This window comes from Cupriavidus sp. 207A1, assembly GCF_057798955.1.
The window spans coordinates 1-16,642 of record NZ_JBYOJO010000023.1 but is presented as its reverse complement, the minus strand read 5'-3'; the positions used below and the strand labels follow the sequence as shown (position 1 = coordinate 16,642).

The window sequence follows — 16,642 nt, the reverse complement described above, 5'->3', positions numbered from 1 at the left end:
CCAAGCGCGAGCGCCTGCAGGAAGGCGTCGCGAGGCGAGGAGATTCGATAATGCCCCTCTTCAACGTAGAACTCGTTTACCGCGCCGTCATTCAGGCGGACGACGCCGAAGCGGCGCTGGCCGTCGCCAGGCGCGACCGTCGCGACATCGAGGGCGATTGCGCCGAGCCACGCTATGACCTGGTCGGTCGCGTGCGCACGCCTGCCGACCTCAAGGATGGCTGGACCGAGTCCGATACCCCGTACGGTGGCGACGGGTCGGCTTCCATTGGCCTGCTGCTGCGCGCGGCGGAATGCCCACCGGACCGCGACACACGTACCATCGACATGTTCGAGGATGTTCCCGCATGAGCGATAACACCCGCATCGAGTGGGCAGACCACACCTGGAATCCGTGGGAAGGCTGCCAGAAGGTCAGCCCGGGCTGCGACCACTGCTATGCCGAGGCGCGCAATGCCCGGTTTGCCGGAGGCACGGCCATCAACTGGGGCGCTGGCGCGCCGCGCCGGCGCACATCGGCAGCCAACTGGCGCAAGCCACTGCTATGGGATGCTCGTCATGCAGCGTTTGCGGCCGTTCATGGCCGCCGGCAACGCGTCTTCTGCGCGAGCCTGGCCGACGTGTTCGACAACGCCGTGCCGCTGGAATGGTTCGTCGACGTGCTCGAAGTCTGGCGCCAGACTTCGAACCTCGACAAGCTGGTTGTCACGAAGCGCATCGGTCACGCTACGCGTCGGCTCGAGGAAGCACTGGATTCACCGCCGCCGGTTATCCGGCCGGCGCCTCCAGCGCTGATGGCTGGTCGATGGTCCACCGCGCGGGAAAGCGTCAAGCCGGCCGTCTACTCGACGGCGTGCAGCACGATGATTTCCCGATCAGCAGCGCCGATATCGCAAAAGCCTGTCGGCAGGTCCTTTACAAGGAGACCGCCTGACGCGGCCGCCTATTTATATTGCACTCAACCAAGGAAGCAATGCAGCATTTTGACAACGACCCATCCGAGTACCCCGAGCCGGAGACCGTCCTTGCGATCCGGGGCGCGATCGCCACCGGCAGAATGGGAGGGCCTATGGGCGAGCCGGGTCACTGGCTCAACGAATTCTGGCAAATCGGCCGCGCCCTTCGCGAGCACAGCGAAATGCTTCAGGGCTTCCAGGGCACGGCCCGCCGCGGCCTGCTCACCACCTCCGCGCGCTACCTGGCCATCAACGAGCCGGTATTCGAGCAGCCTGACGAGCTTTGATGACGGCCGGCTGGCGGCACAGGGCATAATTCGGGCTTTTCCACCCCGGATCCCGCCATGCCAACCGGCCTGCTGAACTGCGCCCACTGCGATGGCGCCGCCCTATTCATCGCCGGCCGCCTCCAGGCCGTCATCGTCTGCGAGGAGTGCGGCGTCTCAACGCCGCCCCTCCGCCTCGAATCCACCGACAGCGACGCGGCTTTCGCGCAATTGCGCGCCATCTGGAACACCCGTGTGGAGCACCGGCCTGCCGATGCGCAAACCATCTCCATGCTTGCCCGGCGGGAACTGACCGCCTCAGATATCCCCTATTTCCTGAACCTGCTCGCCTCCACCACGGGGGACTGGACGTCGAACGGGCCGAAGTTCGCGGCCATGGCCGCGGCGCTGGCACGGCCAGGCGTCGATTTCAAGCACGTCTCCCCGCCCGAAACGGTGCTGGAAGATGCCGGCCGGTACCGCAAGCTCGTGCGCCGCTCCAAGGTTATCTATATAGATGGCGCGCCCATGGTCAGATTCGACCACGTTCCGGCACTGGCCGCCGCGATTGCCGAGGAAGCCAAAGAAGACGATCCATGGCCCTTCCCCATCCTGGAGGAATTTGTCGCGCGCGCCGTGGACAGCCTGCCGGATAGCGCCGAACCTTGACTTCCGGCTCGTTGCGGCAAGCTGGAATCTCTACTGCTCCCGAACATTCCATGCTGCGCACCCTAGCCGCTTCCGCCCTGGCTCTCGTCCTGTGCTTCTCCACCGCGGAGGGAAATGCCAGAGAGCCATCACCTTCCGCATGCCCGCAGGTCTTCGCCGATGGCCGACCACCTGCGATCAGCAGGAGTGCCGACAACCGTCTCCTCTGCTTTCGCGCCTATGCGGTCCTGCATTCGGCGCGGACGCGCACGGCCGTCTGGTCGGCAGAGCATCTGACCCGGGCGGCAGTGGACGCGGCCCGTGAACTGCCGCGCGACAGCGACTTCTACGAGGAGCCGAGGCTTCCCCGCAACGAACGGGCCAGTCTGAACGACTACGGGCGCGGCGCCGGTTTCGACCGGGGCCACCTCGCGCCCAGCGGCGATTTTGGCGACAAGGAATCCCAGGCAGAGAGCTTCAGCCTCGCAAACATCATCCCGCAGCACCCGTTCTCCAACCGCCGGACATGGAGCCACCTCGAGACTTCAACCCGGCGCCTGGTGCGCAAGGTCGGCGCCGCCTACGTCGTCACCGGGCCGGCATTCATTCGGGACGCCGGCATGCTGCGCGGCCGCATCCGGGTCCCCGACTTCGTCTGGAAGGCCATCTATGTGCCCGGGATAGGCGCTGCAGCCTACATCGCACGGAACGACGCGACGCCTGCCTACAGCGTCGTGAGCATCGGCGAGCTGGCTCACTTTGTTGGCGTGGATCCGTTTCCGTCGCTGCCGGAAGCGATGCGCATGAACCCGTTGGACTTGCCGCCGCCCACCCCGCACCCCGGCGAGCGCGCGGCAAGGAAGGTATCTTTCGCGTGGTTGGCCAGCGCCGAGGCGACCACTTCTGTGCCAGCGGCAGAGCCACTGCAGAGGCTTGCCAGGGCGGCGAGCACCATGGTGGCACTGGCTGCGGCCTACGCACGATAACCATCGATCTTTGCACCGGCCGCCTCGGGGCCTTCAACAAACGACCGTGCGTGTAATCGGAAGGCTGAGATCATCGTCCAAGGAAGCGAGAAATTCACGTTGCCGACAGGCAGCCAGCAACGCGGGCACATTGCTTCGCAAGAGCCAGCCGCCCAAGCGGCGACCCAACTCCGAGAAATTGATCTCTTCGCCTGGCTCGCTGAACCCGATCATGGAGAAGGCTTGCCCGGTTTCATCATTATCCGCCCATGAAAGGCCGGCATCGAAGATCGCTCGATCGGGGTTCCCTTCCAGGGCCGCGCAGACCAAATCGCTCAAATAAATACCTGCAGACTGCGCTCCGCATCCAAGGTGCGGCAACTCAAGGTATGGGTCCTCATTCAAATATGCAGCGACCTCTACTACTGAGGAGCCTTCCGACTCGAGCGAAGCTACCACCTCGGCCACCACAACGCCCCACTCCATGCGCAGGCCGCGCCGTCGGCGCAGCACGCTTTCCAGCTCCTCCTGTTCAAACGGCCCCGAATCAGGTAACGCTACCCGATCCCTGGCTTCGGCAACCACATAATCGGGCAAGTCAACCCAAGGCCAGCTGCTGAGGGCCTCTGGGGACATCCCGTACGCCATAATTGTCGCCACCTCGGCCATCGAATAAATCCGGTCGTCAAACGCTTTTGCGTCCATCTCCATCATCCTTCAAGTAGTCGATACAAGCGTTGGCGTGAGATGCCCAACTCGCGCGCGGCTTGCGCCTTGTTCCCTGCCAGCGCCCCAAGCACTTCCATCGCGCGCTCCCGGCTTACCACAGGCTTTTCCATACGAGCCATCGCGCTCGGTGTGGAAAGGTAAGCCCCGCTCTTGGATGGCTTACTGTGCCCCGCGGCCAGGACAACCTCCTGAATCGCTTGACGATAGGTTTCAAGATCCGGCTCCTCGCCGCCCCTGACAGGTGCCGGCACGCCGGTCATTTCCTCGTATAGCGTCTGCATCCACCCGTGGCGAAGCCCGTGACTTGTCACACCGAGCCCACTCTTGCAGATGCCATACTTGCGCATCACCGAGTTGTAGTGGCTGCGCCAGCGCGCTAGCGAGTACGTCGATGGAGTCGTAGACCCGCTAACGGGATCAACCAGGCGCGCGGCTTCCTCGAGGACATCCAACTGCATCCGTACCGGCACGTCACGCTTTCGTCCACCTTTGGTGCCATCGACCACGCGCAGCGTATCCACGTTCTTGAGCGCGGTGAGAATCTTGAGCGAGAAGCTCTCTTCGATGCGCAGCCCAAACGCCGCCTGAAGCTTCAATTGCACGGCCACGCGCGGATGCTCTTCGGCGATCCGAGCGATCAACTCGGCCGGATCGACGCCATTCCCCTCCCAGGACTTGTCCTGCGTGGTGACATACGACCGCATCAGGCCGTTTGCGGCCCGGTCCGTGTACTCGCCCAACGGCCGAACAAGGTGATGCTTTCCGATCCACTGGCAGAATGCCTTCAGATGGCTAAGCTTGTTTTCGATCGTTCCAGCGGTCTGTGCACCAGACACCCACTTATCCACCAGGGCCTGAATGTGCTTGTGTCGGAGCGAATACGGGCTTTCGATCATGAACCCGAGCTCACGCAGCTCGACCAGGGAGCGACACACGGTGTACATGCGCCGCTCCTGCGTCTTGATCGACGCGCTTTTCAGGCTGACCCGCGTCTGACTGAGAATCCTCTTCAGGTTATCGACCAAGACCTGCTCCAGTTCGGCCTTCATCCTGGTCGGCAAGCCGTACCGATTCAGCAGACCGCGTATGTCGAATACCGCTGCCTGTCGCATTTCCTTTTTCCCACGGTTTGTCACCACGACTGGCGTCGCACGCAGCGGTGTGCTCCCCGTAGCCCACTTTTCGCTGTTGCGTTGTCGCCTTGCTTTGCCGTTTAGCCATCGGCGATGGTCCTGCCTTCCCGACCTTTAGCGATCCATTGGCTGGTCAGCCCTCACGCGGAAGAAACGTGCATGACTGTCCCGGCAGGTCCTTCCCCAGCGCTTCACGCTGAGAGTCCCCACCGGGCTACCCGGTTGCCAGGGGAATCGCACCCCGGCATGAACGCAGTCCGGAGCATTCTCCGCACTACGCCGCCCGCGTAACTCTTGTTGCGCTGTTCGTCTACGGTCGCGCACACCGTTCGTCATGGTTCCAGATCGTCCGATTGCTCGCTGCAATCGACGTCCCGCCCGTCAGGTAGCGACATCTGAACCGCGGTGTATCGGGTTCCAGTGTTCGCTTACCCCGCTGATAGCTGCTGGGCGTGTAGAGGGGATAGAGGGCCAAATGTGTCCGGAGTGTCCGCTTTACACATGTCCTCAGTGCGACCAATTCTCCCAAACCACCCGCAAAGCCAATTGGTATCGCGGTGTCCGGTGTCCTCAGTGTTGGCCAGTATTTACTTGAGCCAATTGAAAAAAATGCCGCTTCATTCTGCGGCCTGGACAGGTATCACCTCAGAGCCTTGGGTACCAAGGCCGGGGATAGCGGTTTGCCGCGCAGCTGGCGGCTGGGTCGATGCGTCGGGGACGCGGTAGGTCCTCGAAGGATAAACCAGCGCCCTGACCCCTTGCAATGTTTGAGCGGGCAAATTCGCGAGATTTTGGCGACTTGACTTTGATTTGCCGAGGGTAGAGTGAGCAATGTCGATGTGCCACGGAGTCCTACTTGCTCGAAGCTGAACCGATCAAGTCCTAGCAAGTGCCAGATGAGCCGCCCAAACTGCTGGCCGTGAATGGCACTTGAGGTGCCCAAGTCAGGGTATTTCCCAGATCGAGGTAGCAAGTGCCACTTACTGGGACTTTCGGGACTCGGAGCACATCGCAGCCATCCATCACTGATTTCCTCCAGGAGAAAACCAAATGAAGATCTCAACCGTCGCTATCGACGTTGGCTACGGCAACACCAAGTCCGCCTTCCCCCTCGGCTCGGAAATCGCGACCAACATGTTCCCCTCTCTGGCGCCGGTTGCTGCCACTTCCTCACTTACTGCGCACGCCGGCGGCATGTTCCGCGCACGTAACGTCGTGAACGTCGAAATCGACGGCGCGCGGTATGAGGTCGGCCCCGATGTTTCGTTAAGCGCCGCCCACGTCAATACCGGCCGCTCGCTGTCCGAAGACTATGTCACGACACCCAACTATGCTGCCCTGCTCGCCGGCTCGCTGCATTACGCCAACGCCTCCGAAGTGGATCGCCTGGTGCTCGGTCTGCCGGTACACAATACCCACAAGTACGCCGCATTCCTCAAGGACCGCTTCACCGGAAGCCACAATTTTGGTTGGGGGAACGTTCAGATCAACAGCGTGCTGCCGTTACCGCAGCCGCTGGGCACGCTGATCACCTACATCCAGCAGAGCGGCAATAACTACGACCCCGACAACGCCTATCTGGTCATCGATGTCGGCTACTTCACGACCGACTGGGTCGTGGCGCGCGGCTACACCATGGACGACACTCGCAGCGGTGGCGCGCCGGGCGGCGCAGCCCGGATCTACCAGCAGGTGGCGAGCCTGATCTCCGCTGACCGTGGACAACCGACCGACAGCATCGAGCGCATCGACAAGGCCATCCGCGACGCCAAGCCGATGGTGTTCTACGGGCAGGATCTCGACGTCTCGCCATACCTCGCCGAGGCGATGGCCGTGACCCACCAGCCGGTCAAGGAAATCCAGGCCCGCGTCGGTCGCACCGAGGACATCCGGGCCATCATCCTGACTGGTGGCGGCGCCCAGCTCTATGCACCGACGATCCGCGCGGCGTTTCCGCTGAATGTGATCCACATCATGGACGCCCCCTGCTTCGCCAACGTCCGCGGCTTCTTCTCCATCGGCTCCGCCAGGCAAGTCGCCAAGGCGGCCTAAGGACACTGGCAATGGACAAGCTCCAGATGACCGTGACGCTGTCCGCCGACTCGGCTCCGGACCTGCTTGCTTACCTGCAGCAGTACACCGGCGCCCGGGAGCGGGCATTCATGCTCAAGCTGCTCGCGCAGCGCGGGCTGCAGCTGGTGCTGAGCGCTGGACCGGATGCGTTGTTGCGCCCGCCATCGGCAGCGCTCACACCTACCGTTGCACCTGTAGCGCCCAGCCCCCGGACGCTGGAACGTCCCGACCGGGCACCGGTAGCTCTGATGGAGGCGCAGCCCGACAGGGCGGTTAGGTTGAGCGCCCCTGTCCTCGATTCCCCCTCCGCTGAACCACCACCGCGAGCGGCGCCAAGCCCTGCGTCGACCTCGGTGCCCGCGCTGTCACCGGCCCCAACCACTGGCGCGGATCCCCTTGCGGGGCTTGACCTTGGCGCCCTTAACGAGGCCATGGCGCGCTTCGGCTAGTAGAATTCCCTTGCCGACCGGAGCTTGACAGGGGCACTTTCGATGGCAACCTTGTCTTGACGACAACAACAAGTAGGAACCAGACCATGTTCGAATACCTGTCCACCACTCACGGCATCAACCGCTTTGTGTTCACAGTCCTCATCGGCTGGTGCGTGCTGGAAGCGCTCCTGGTTGTTTACAACGGCGTCAAGGCCCGCAAGCGGCGCTGACTCACCGTTCCACGCGGACAAAAAAAAATGCCCAGCGATCGCTGGGCATTTTGTTTAAGGGTTGGCGCGCTTCAATGAAGCGTCGGGGCAAGGCAGTAGTCAAGGGCCGAATCGAAGGATGGCATCCGGTCGACGAACGTCATGCTTCCCGACGGCTCTCGGCGGTACACATCAAAGAATTGCGCTTCCGACTGGCCGGCCTTGACTTCTGTCGCGGCCGAGCTGCGCATCGCGTGGATATGCAGCTTGTTGACGATGGCGGTGAATCCTTTCTGTGGCATTGCGAATCTCCTGAGAGAGCCTGCCACGGGGTACTCCCCTGTGGGAAGGACCCACAGGGCAGAGGTAATGAATGGCGCCACCAAGAGGTGGCGGTTAGGTCAGGCTGCTACTGTCTGGCGAGACATAAGGCGCAGCTGGTATTCGGTGCGCCACTGATCGCAGAAGTCGGTGCCCCGGATTTTGGGGCGATGCAACACGGTACGTAGCCCTGCAGCGCGCAACCGCTTCTGGAGTGTTAATGCGTCGGCCATGCCCGGCGACTTACCGGTCGCTGGGTCGATCTGGTCGAAGTCCGCGAAGATGTGGACGGTGTGGACGCCCATGTCCGGAGGTACCTCGAACTGGCTGAGCAACACGCGATTCAGACAATTCCAGGTCGGCACGCCAAACAGCATGTAGGCTGCATACGCACTTTCCAGGCCTTCGGCCACACCCACTTCGCCGGCGCGCGGCGACATCAGGCGCACCGCGCCGCCGGACAGAGGCAGAGCCGAGACATCATTGCGCTTGGCAGGCAGGATTTCGCCGTCCTCCGAGACAATCAACGCCTTGGCAGGCACCGCAGGATCCAACGAGGTACGGTGCACTGTTGCCATGCGTCCATCTGGCAGCGTGAACTTCGCAAGGATGGTTGGATAACGACCGATGATCTGACCGTCATGCCAGTAGTCCTGCTCCGCAAGGCGCAGCGCGCTGGGACGCGGCGCACGCAATCCAGGCACGCGTGCAGCGAGATACCGCATGGCGTGGTCACCAGGCGTCAGCTCTGCCGCAGCGCTCCACTTCTTGACAACGCGGCGCATCTTGGCCGCAGGGTCGTTGACCTTGCGACGCGGGGCTGGAGCCCGACCGGGTCCAGGTTCAATCGGAATGGTTCCGTCTCCGTTGAGCTCAATCAGCAGCTGCAGGTACGTCAGGCCGGTGAAGCAGCGTACCAGTTCCAAACCGTCGCCGGCCTTCGGACTGCCCGCATTGCACTTGCGGCACACCCAGTCGCCGCGGCCGCGCTTGTTGTCAAAGGTAAAACGGTCATGGCCACCACAGAGGGGGCAACGACCGGGGCGCCCTTGCCAGAAGCTGTCCGTCAGGACTTCCGCCGGCAGATACCGCTTCAGCAGACCTTCCCATTGAGCGGGCGTCCAGCTTCTCACAATGTCACTCAGTTGTTTCATGGGATAGCTCCGTTGGGAGGATGGGTCGATGCCTGAGACAGGCGATAAGACGCGTGCTCAAAGGACATCCCGGCGTTGGCCAGAAGGTCTTTTCAGCATGGCGCTATGTGGGGAAGGAAGCCGGCAGAACTGCCGGGAGAGGACAACTGCGACCGCCGAAGCGATCGCAGTTGTGAAGAAGAGTTTCAGCTGACGGCCTGGCGCACTACCTCAGGCGCCGTCATACCGAAAGGGAATGCCGTCCAGCGCTGCGGGCTGGCGGAACGGTTCTGTTATGCAACGGCGTAAACATTGACCGCCAACCGGCGTGGATGGTCGCTTTGGGAGAGCTGCGACCCGGCCATCGTAAAGATTGAGGATCGTGGGGGCCCAGGCTAGGACCGAGGATCGATGCGCGGTTCGCGCTGCGGTGATGCTATTTTGCGCCGCTCGCGAGCTCATTTGGGCGTGAATGCTCGGCAATTTCAGGTAGCGTTCTCAGAAGCCCTATAAATCACATTTTCCAATGGCAGAATGCTGCAGTTCCCCCGCGCGAACGGAGTCGCCCGTGTCTGCCATGCCTAAAGGAATCGCCCCGTCGTCCCCTCGCGAACTAGTTGAACGCGCTATCGGCCACTGGATGAAGCAGTTGGAGACCTACCCCGGGTGGTCCGACTGGCGCAAGGGGCGCTTGGCGCGAACTCTCTACGACGACGACTTCCCGCTGCCAAAGGACGACATCCATCCAGAGGAATTCGCTTTCGCTCCGGAGATCGAGCAACAGCGCGACCTGGTTGTCCAGTACCTGGGCATCGAGCAAGCCCTTCAAGCCCTAAGGGACTGTGAGTACTATTTCCGCCGGTTTCCCTTTCATGGCCTGCCCGTGAGCAAGCACGAACATCTCACGTACATGTGCGAGATGTACTTCAATCGGTTCTACGAACTCAAGGAGCGGATCAAGAGATACCTCAATTCGATGAAGAAGGCTGAACCACATCACCGAATCGATATCGGACAGTTCCTCAAGTTGTTCGAGAGGGATTTTGACCAGGAGCTTCGCGAGCGGAACCAGGTGCATCACCACCGCCGCTTCGAGGATCTCGCCATTGACCGCGTCTACCTCGCCTACGTCATGTCCGATCGAAGCAGCGACTGGAAGGAGGAGTCCGAGCGTTTTTATCGCAAGGCCACCAACGAATGGGCACAGCGGGTTCGAAGGCGAGCAGCCCAAGCAGAGAAGTACGTCGATGCCGTTGCCCAGACGACGTTGGACGGCTGCACCTTTCTCAAGGCCGCGACACCGAACGCTGATGTCGCCGCAACCGCTAATTCCGCCTAGGCTTTCCGGTTCAAGGGATCCAGCGGACGATCCAGATCATCGATACTGAGTCCGCGCTGCAGGCATTGATTGGCAATGCGTTGCCAGCGCTGTAGCCACAGCGCTTCAAGGTTTTCATACCAGCGTATCTTTGCGCGCAGGCTCTCCACCGTTTGATCGAGATAGGCAAGCTCGTCGCGACGCGTGCGTGATCTGGATTTTCGGCCGCTGTCGGCCAGCGCACGCTTGGCCTCCTGGTATGCGTGCACGATCTCCGGATGACGGCTCAGCGCCTGGCGGGTGTATCCGGAGAACGCTTCGACACGCTCCCAGGTCAGTCGCGTACCCAATTCCCTGCCCTGCCAGCGCTCAAGCTCGGCGATGATGCCCGCCTTCTTACTCTCATTTATCTTTGCGCTTGCCCGGATGCTTTTCGGCACTTCCATACTCCTCTACGTATCGCACCAGATCAGCTTGATGGAAGCCTATCGTTGCAAGCTGCTCCGTCAGCTGTCCATATCGAGTCTCAAGATGCCGGTACCAATCCGAGTGCATCAAGGATAGCGACCTCGCACGTGCCGTCACTGCATGCAGGCTGATGTATGCCACCGCAGCCTGTCTTTTCAGTTCATGCGCTCTGGCCGCTTCGCCCTTGATCCACAGATATTCCTCGCATTTCGCCGTGCATTGCAGATGGCGCTCGCAGGGGGACATCTGGAAGTCGTGGACGCATAAGCCCGGCCCTACATCGTGGACTGCCTGGATGCGTGCAGTCAGGAATGTCTTTGCCACTTCAAGCGGCAGGGCTTTGGCAACCTCAACAATGCCTCCCGCCAACTTGTCTTCCAGAACCTCCTTAACCACCTGCGCCGCGCGTTGGGCAGTCGTCAGATGTTGATAGGCTCTCGTGTCCGCCTCATGCTTTCGCCCAAACCATTTCGTTTGCACGAGATCCGGCGCTCCACCTTCGTCCAGCAGATGGTTAAGGAAGTGCCGGAGTCCATGCGATCGCAAACGCAGTACCAGGCCGTCTTCACCCGCAAGCCCATATCGCTCGAACGCCGACCGAATGGCGGGCCGTCCGGTCAGGAAGTCCGTTACGTTCTGGTCCGATACGGGTCGAGCGGCATACTTAAGCGTTGTCCGCGTCCCGCGATGGAACTGATTCGCGTAAGCCACGCACAACGCTTCGTGAAGCTTGAGCCCTTGACCGGCAGGCCCCGGGATCATCGGCCCAAACCAATGGTCTTTGGCGATGCCACACAGCAAAGCTTCCCGATCAACACGTAGCCCCCGGTTTTCTATCTCGAATGGAATTTCCCTACTCCTAAGGAACTGCGCAATATTTCGACTCTCCAACCCAAGTGCAGTTTGTATGTCACACGTGTAGAGCCTCTCGGGAAGGGAGCGTAGTAACAGCAGCGACCCGCGGCGACTGGCTTTCAGGGCGACCTGCCGCGGCCCAGCCGTTGCTTTCTGCAGTTCCGCCAGCGCAGCCTCCACCAATTCCACCGTCTCGGATAGCAATGGCTTCGTATGCCATTCGACCATCACGTCGTCAGCTCGACCTTTCAGCCTTGCATAGCGCAAGTTCCGACTACCGTCCTTCGCAATGGAGATCGGATTCACCGGCAGCGTCAGCATCTCGCCAACTCTGAGGCCAGTGCATGCCATGATCGTGGCGATCAGAACCAGCATGCGGTCGCCGGTGCCCGCATCATCCGTGGGTTCGGCTTGCGGGATCTTCTGGTAAAGCCATCCAAGCGCCCGGATCGCTTCCTCTTTTGGCAGCCTGTCCGATACCTCTGTCGAGCGGTCTCCAATCCTGTCCGGCGTCAGTGATCGGGGCCGCGCTTTTCGCCTGCACCGCCAGTCCAGCCTCACGCGGCTGAGACGATATCGGTCCAGCATATCGGCGAACTCTTCCATGTGACCAAGGACCTTGTACGCGGATGTCTCCAGTTCTCTTTGGATAACCATGGCCGCCGCCCGGTCCAGGTCATCCTTGCGCAGTTCGCCGAGTTGATGCCCAGTCCTTCGGATTGCCTCACACACGTAGCGTGTAGCCCGGATGAACACGCTGTGGCTGCTCACAGACTGGCCTCGCTTCTGATGCCGGACGCATACAAGAGCCTTGACGAGATCCGCGAAGGCCTCTGGCAGCGGCTCGCCCACACCCTTGGCCGTTCGCCTATGCTGGGTGAATGGCAGTCGCAGTCCCCCGGCGTTGGCCTTGTATCCTCGCGTGCGATGTTCATAGGCAGCCGAGACATCCCAGACCGGTGCATCCCACTCGACATCACCGAACGGCATCAACGCTTTCGCCTTGCCGATCAGCTGCATTCCATTCTCGATCCAGTCATCTCCTGCGGGTGCTTCCAGGCGGCCGACGGCCGCCATCGTCTTACGCCTTCCCGCCGTTCCGTTTACCATGGTGGGCCACCAGTTGTACAACCTCCGCTACTGCGTAGATCACCTCATCCATCTGGACTGACAGGCGCATGCCGAGCCGACCACGACGCTCATCCCTCCCTTTGAGCAGCGCATCCAGTACGGCCTGATGGTCGGCTTCCAGGTACGGCTGGAACTTGGGACAGACGTAGCAAGAGAATGGTGGGTCCAGCAGGCAGCGAGGTGACTGGCCACATGCGCCGATCTCAACCGGCTCCACAGCGTCTACGTCACCGACGAAGCGGACCCTTTTTTCCTGGCAAACGTCCCTCGCCGCTTCGGAGTCCACTCCGATGGGCATCCCTTTGAACAGCTTCATGAGGGGGCCTAGCCGTAGTGCAGCGGCGCGGTTCAGAATGCGGGTCAGACGGGCTCCCTTCAAAGCGTAGTAGACCCGCACATGTTGCGTATCGGAATGGTCCAACATCGTGGCGAGCATGGTCTTGGATGCGCCGAGCTCCACCATCGTCGTGGCAAACGTGTACCGCAAGCGGCGTGAACTCAAGCGGAGCTGCCGTCCGGTGCGCGGCGATTGGATTGCCATTCGTGTAGCGAACCCCCGTATGAGTCTCAGGAATTCCTTTCCTGTCATGTGGTACGCATACTCCTCGACACCAGTACCGACCCGCCATTCGTCCACACTATCGCGCATAAACAGCGGACGCGGATACCCTTCACAATCGATACTCCCGTTGGCCACTAGCAGGTCATGTATCAACGGCAGCAGATCGTTGCTCACCCGCTCTTGCACGAACTGCTGGCGCACACCGATCCCCCATTTCTTGATGCGGGGAATGGACAGTCTCCACTGTGGCGGCACGTCGAACCCGGCCAACTGATTTGACAGATCCTCCTCTCTGAGGAGGCAATAGTTCGATGGATTCCGACCATATGCCAAGCTCAATGCAATCGCGGCACGCTGCATCACGTGCGAGCGCTCTTGGGAGCGATCACCCACCAATGCGGCACGCAGAACAGCCACCTCCGTGTCCCAGAGCGGTCCGCGCTCCTCGTCTTCCAACTCCACCGCAAGTAGAGACGAGCGTGCGGGTATGGAAACCTCATCTAGTTCAAGCGCGAACTGTTCATCGAACCCCAGGCTCGCAAGCATTGTTGCTGACCAACGATACCAGCTGCGCAGAAGGTAGAACTCGTCCATCGCCTTCCTGGTCCGTAGTGCGCAAACAGCTGCCTCGACATGCCGGCACAACGCATCCTTCAGATCTTCCGTCTGTTCCTCCGACGCCAAGGCTCGCCATTGCTCCAACAGCAATAGCCCCTGCGTACCAATGCCTGATGATCTTCCTCTCAGGGCCCCTAGCACTTTGGTCAACGCATTCATGACGCTCCGGCTCGCTTGTTGCGTCATTAGCATCGATGCCCATCGACGCAACGCGTAGCCCACTACGGCGCTTCCGTCCGACTGCCTCTCCCAGTGAAACGCGACGTTGTTGGTAGGCACATTGAACTTCCAGTACGTTCCACTCATCTCCATACGACGACCATCTCGGTCGATGACGTAGCTCGGCAACGGTGGAAGGTTGTTCTTTCGCAGCAACGACATGATTGCGCGATTGATCTCGGCGTTCGTCATTCGATATCCGACGTCGATGCATTAAAGACCGTGGACTGGTATTCAAGGCTGAGCTCACAGGACTCCCGCCGGATCGCATGCCAGACGTACGGCCGGATAGACTCTGACGAGCGCCAACCGAAGAAGTACATCATGTGTTTCTCGACGCGCTCCTCGTCCAGCCCGTTGCGCAACGCTTCCGCACGGAAGTTCGTTGCGCACGTGCTACGCAGGCAGTGCGGATGCAAATCGCGGAATTCGGCGTGTGCTGCGCCAACTTGGGTGAGCAATCCGTTGACGCGCGCCAGGCTCATCGGCATCCCATTCCGGCCCAGGAACAGGAACGGACTTTTGTCTGAACCCGGTATGGCTCGACGGGTACGACAGATATAGGCGTTCAACAGTCCAGCTAACGCCCGATCGCAAGGCAACTGTCGCGACTCCGTCTTCACCTGGGGTTCATTGCGACGAGGATCCCTAGCGTCGTCGGGCGAGCGCTCAACCCTGATCTCCGGAATGGCGCCCGATAGGACGCAGTCAGCAACGCGCAGTTTGAGGAGTTCGCCCCGCCTGATACCCAACAGCAGCAACACCAGGACGATGAGGTAATTGCGGTCCTGATAGGGGACCTTCCAGGGATTTTCGTCGTTGCCGGGACGGCAGATGCTCAGCAGACGGTTCACACGCTCCTCGGACAGCGGGGAGGCATGATGCACTGGCGCGGCGCGCCTTGGCCCGGCCGTGGCAATCGTGTGCTGCATCGTCGCCAGTCGTTGTCTGATATCAGTCAGTTCCCGGCTACCGATCGGCAGACGCCCCATGGCGCCTTCCACATGCCAACGAATGAACTGCATGACGACTTGAAGACGCTGCGCTACGGTGGTCGGAGCCACGACCAGCCGGCGTACCGCCCCTCGTGACTTGAAGTCGCGTCTTAGCCAGGGGTAAAGTTGGCTGGCAATTTCGTCCGGTGAGAGTCCCTCGCCGGTAATCAGTCTGGCCTGTAGCGGAATGCCATGCTGGACCGCCCACTGCCACAGCAACCCGATGACCTGCAGTGATTTTGACAGACTGTTGGCCGACAGCCGTGAACGCAGTCGCTGAATCGCATACTCGTTGATCCAGCCGATAGGTTGCCGGTCTGCGTCCAGCAGGATCGGCAGGCGCTCGCCGTCCGGATGCCGGACCGTCACCACATGAAATTGGGCATGCATTGGCGCTCCTTCGGCCGACGCGTCCCAATTACCGTAGACAATGTTTACGACTTTTCCATGTCACGAAGCGGTGATCGCAGCCCCAGAAGCAAAAAACCGGCTCTCGCCGGCGTTTCCCCCCACGGAAGCTTCACCTGTCAGCTCCAGATAGCGACCAGCTCGGCAATTTTGGTTGCGACCACCGCCATCGTGTCTTCGGACGTGTCAAGTCCGCTTCGCGAAGCAAGCATGGGGCTAACATCGCGGAGCGCAGTGTACGTAGTGCCATGCACGATGGGCACGAGACGGTTACCCTGCAGAAGAGTCGAAAGCTCTTTGTCGGCGACGCCCTCTTTCGGAAGGCGTGCCAACAATGCGGGGGTCACCAGGACGAGTCCAATTTTCGAGGCCGCCAAGCCTTTATCGATGGCTCGCATCATCGGTACGCCCAGACCTAGATCCTTCTCGCTGAACCAGACCTTGACCCCAGCCGCCTCGAGCAAATCGTGCAGCTCCTTGGCCGCGCCCTGCCTGTCATCCCAAGCGTGGCAGAGGAAGCAATCCCGAAGGTCCGGCTTCGCCGCCGCTTCTTTTTCAACAGCCTCGCGAATCGGAGTGAGGGACGCCACCTGAGCGGGCGTGTACGAAACGGACGAACCGGCACGCGACCAGCGCGGCCTTGAACTGCCGCCTCCGCTGGACCTGCCACCGCTGCTGTAGCTGCTCCCGCCACCAGAAGCGTAGGACGAGCCATAGCCACTGCCGTACCCGCCTCCATAGCTGCTGCGGTACCCGCCATAGCGGGAACTACATGCCGGACAGGCTGCTGCCGCGGCCGCCGAGTGGTGCCCTCGAACTGGTGCTGTGCATCGTGCCATTGCTGTGCAATCTCCCTTGTGGTGATGGCGATGTCTCTAATGATAAGCGCAGTAATGGAAGCGATCGCTGTCACAGCCCCAGCTGCACCTGAACAACAGCAGAGTGTCGTTATCCAAGTATCAGCAGTGGTGAGCACTAGCTCACGTTCTTCCCTCGTTGGAGGTTGAAGATCCCGCCTGAGATCTTAGCTTCTGGGCGCCGAAGTTGACACTTTCGCTTCCTGACGAAAATCTCATGCCCTTCCGCAAAACCACCTTCTGATCTTTCCAACGCACCACCGCCCATAAAGTACTGATCAAAAAGAAAAACCCCGCGCGAACACGGGGCTAATCTTTACAAGTATTACTTACTCAAGGTTAGAACGG

17 protein-coding genes and 1 pseudogene are annotated in these 16,642 nt (G+C 60.9%); 9 read left to right on the top strand and 9 right to left on the bottom strand.

What is annotated here, in order from left to right:
• Positions 1–50: 50 nt before the first annotated feature.
• From AC3FMM_RS29515 to AC3FMM_RS29495, 5 genes and pseudogenes are all read left to right on the top strand, one after another.
• A complete protein-coding gene (locus AC3FMM_RS29515; RefSeq protein WP_488687931.1) occupies positions 51–350 on the top strand; it encodes a hypothetical protein in 300 nt (99 codons plus the stop codon).
• Positions 347–757, top strand: a pseudogene (locus tag AC3FMM_RS29510) (DUF5131 family protein); the annotation flags it as partial. The gene AC3FMM_RS29515 and the pseudogene AC3FMM_RS29510, both read left to right, overlap by 4 nt.
• A gap of 215 nt (positions 758–972) precedes the next feature.
• The gene (locus AC3FMM_RS29505) at positions 973–1,242 is read left to right on the top strand and encodes a hypothetical protein (protein ID WP_488687929.1); all 270 of its coding nucleotides are present in this window, start codon (positions 973–975) and stop codon (positions 1,240–1,242) included.
• Positions 1,243–1,299: 57 nt separating this feature from the next.
• On the top strand, positions 1,300–1,890 hold the full coding sequence (locus AC3FMM_RS29500; RefSeq protein ID WP_488687927.1) for a hypothetical protein: 591 nt from the start codon (positions 1,300–1,302) through the stop codon (positions 1,888–1,890).
• Between the two features lie 50 nt (positions 1,891–1,940).
• On the top strand, positions 1,941–2,855 hold the full coding sequence (locus AC3FMM_RS29495) for a DNA/RNA non-specific endonuclease (protein WP_488687925.1): 915 nt from the start codon (positions 1,941–1,943) through the stop codon (positions 2,853–2,855).
• 33 nt (positions 2,856–2,888) lie between these two features.
• On the opposite strand, the gene AC3FMM_RS29490 is transcribed toward AC3FMM_RS29495, so the two are convergent.
• Together AC3FMM_RS29490 and AC3FMM_RS29485 are read right to left on the bottom strand one after the other, a co-directional pair.
• Positions 2,889–3,539 carry a hypothetical protein gene (locus AC3FMM_RS29490; RefSeq protein WP_488687923.1) on the bottom strand — a complete coding sequence of 217 codons (651 nt, stop codon included), beginning with the start codon at positions 3,537–3,539 and terminating at the stop codon, positions 2,889–2,891.
• 5 nt (positions 3,540–3,544) lie between these two features.
• Positions 3,545–4,675 (bottom strand): integrase domain-containing protein, encoded by a 1,131-nt coding sequence (locus AC3FMM_RS29485; protein ID WP_488687921.1) that lies wholly within the window; start codon positions 4,673–4,675, stop codon positions 3,545–3,547.
• 1,071 nt (positions 4,676–5,746) lie between these two features.
• On the opposite strand from AC3FMM_RS29485, the gene AC3FMM_RS29480 reads away from it, so the two are divergent.
• The 3 genes from AC3FMM_RS29480 to AC3FMM_RS29470 all read left to right on the top strand — a co-directional run bounded on the left by AC3FMM_RS29480 (position 5,747) and on the right by AC3FMM_RS29470 (position 7,430).
• A complete protein-coding gene (locus AC3FMM_RS29480) occupies positions 5,747–6,748 on the top strand; it encodes a PRTRC system protein D (protein ID WP_488687919.1) in 1,002 nt (333 codons plus the stop codon).
• An 11-nt stretch (positions 6,749–6,759) separates the two neighbouring features.
• Entirely contained in the window at positions 6,760–7,218 is a 459-nt protein-coding gene (locus AC3FMM_RS29475; protein WP_488687917.1) for a hypothetical protein, read from the top strand.
• Positions 7,219–7,304: 86 nt separating this feature from the next.
• Entirely contained in the window at positions 7,305–7,430 is a 126-nt protein-coding gene (locus tag AC3FMM_RS29470; RefSeq protein WP_272871751.1) for a hypothetical protein, read from the top strand.
• Positions 7,431–7,501: 71 nt separating this feature from the next.
• Here AC3FMM_RS29470 and AC3FMM_RS29465 read toward each other — a convergent pair whose 3' ends face one another.
• Both AC3FMM_RS29465 and AC3FMM_RS29460 read right to left on the bottom strand, forming a co-directional pair.
• Positions 7,502–7,711 (bottom strand): hypothetical protein, encoded by a 210-nt coding sequence (locus AC3FMM_RS29465; RefSeq protein ID WP_488687914.1) that lies wholly within the window; start codon positions 7,709–7,711, stop codon positions 7,502–7,504.
• A gap of 99 nt (positions 7,712–7,810) precedes the next feature.
• Positions 7,811–8,884, bottom strand: coding sequence for a primase-helicase zinc-binding domain-containing protein (locus AC3FMM_RS29460; RefSeq protein WP_488687912.1), 1,074 nt, complete (start codon positions 8,882–8,884; stop codon positions 7,811–7,813).
• Positions 8,885–9,503: 619 nt separating this feature from the next.
• Between AC3FMM_RS29460 and AC3FMM_RS29455 the strand changes: the two genes are divergently transcribed.
• The gene (locus AC3FMM_RS29455; protein ID WP_488686212.1) at positions 9,504–10,202 is read left to right on the top strand and encodes a hypothetical protein; all 699 of its coding nucleotides are present in this window, start codon (positions 9,504–9,506) and stop codon (positions 10,200–10,202) included.
• Here the strand turns inward: AC3FMM_RS29455 and AC3FMM_RS29450 are convergent.
• From AC3FMM_RS29450 to AC3FMM_RS29430, 5 genes are all read right to left on the bottom strand, one after another.
• The gene (locus AC3FMM_RS29450; RefSeq protein WP_488686213.1) at positions 10,199–10,627 is read right to left on the bottom strand and encodes a hypothetical protein; all 429 of its coding nucleotides are present in this window, start codon (positions 10,625–10,627) and stop codon (positions 10,199–10,201) included. The two genes, AC3FMM_RS29455 and AC3FMM_RS29450, sit on opposite strands and share 4 nt — an antisense overlap.
• Entirely contained in the window at positions 10,584–12,581 is a 1,998-nt protein-coding gene (locus AC3FMM_RS29445; RefSeq protein ID WP_488686214.1) for an integrase, read from the bottom strand. Before AC3FMM_RS29445 ends, AC3FMM_RS29450 begins: the two co-directional genes overlap by 44 nt.
• A 4-nt stretch (positions 12,582–12,585) precedes the next feature.
• Positions 12,586–14,226, bottom strand: a complete 1,641-nt coding sequence (locus AC3FMM_RS29440) for a hypothetical protein (RefSeq protein ID WP_488686215.1) — start codon at positions 14,224–14,226, stop codon at positions 12,586–12,588.
• Positions 14,223–15,419 (bottom strand): tyrosine-type recombinase/integrase, encoded by a 1,197-nt coding sequence (locus tag AC3FMM_RS29435; RefSeq protein ID WP_488686216.1) that lies wholly within the window; start codon positions 15,417–15,419, stop codon positions 14,223–14,225. The genes AC3FMM_RS29440 and AC3FMM_RS29435 overlap by 4 nt, the downstream gene beginning before the upstream one ends.
• A 137-nt stretch (positions 15,420–15,556) precedes the next feature.
• A complete protein-coding gene (locus tag AC3FMM_RS29430; RefSeq protein ID WP_367394840.1) occupies positions 15,557–16,027 on the bottom strand; it encodes a toll/interleukin-1 receptor domain-containing protein in 471 nt (156 codons plus the stop codon).
• Between the last annotated feature and the right edge of the window lie 615 nt (positions 16,028–16,642).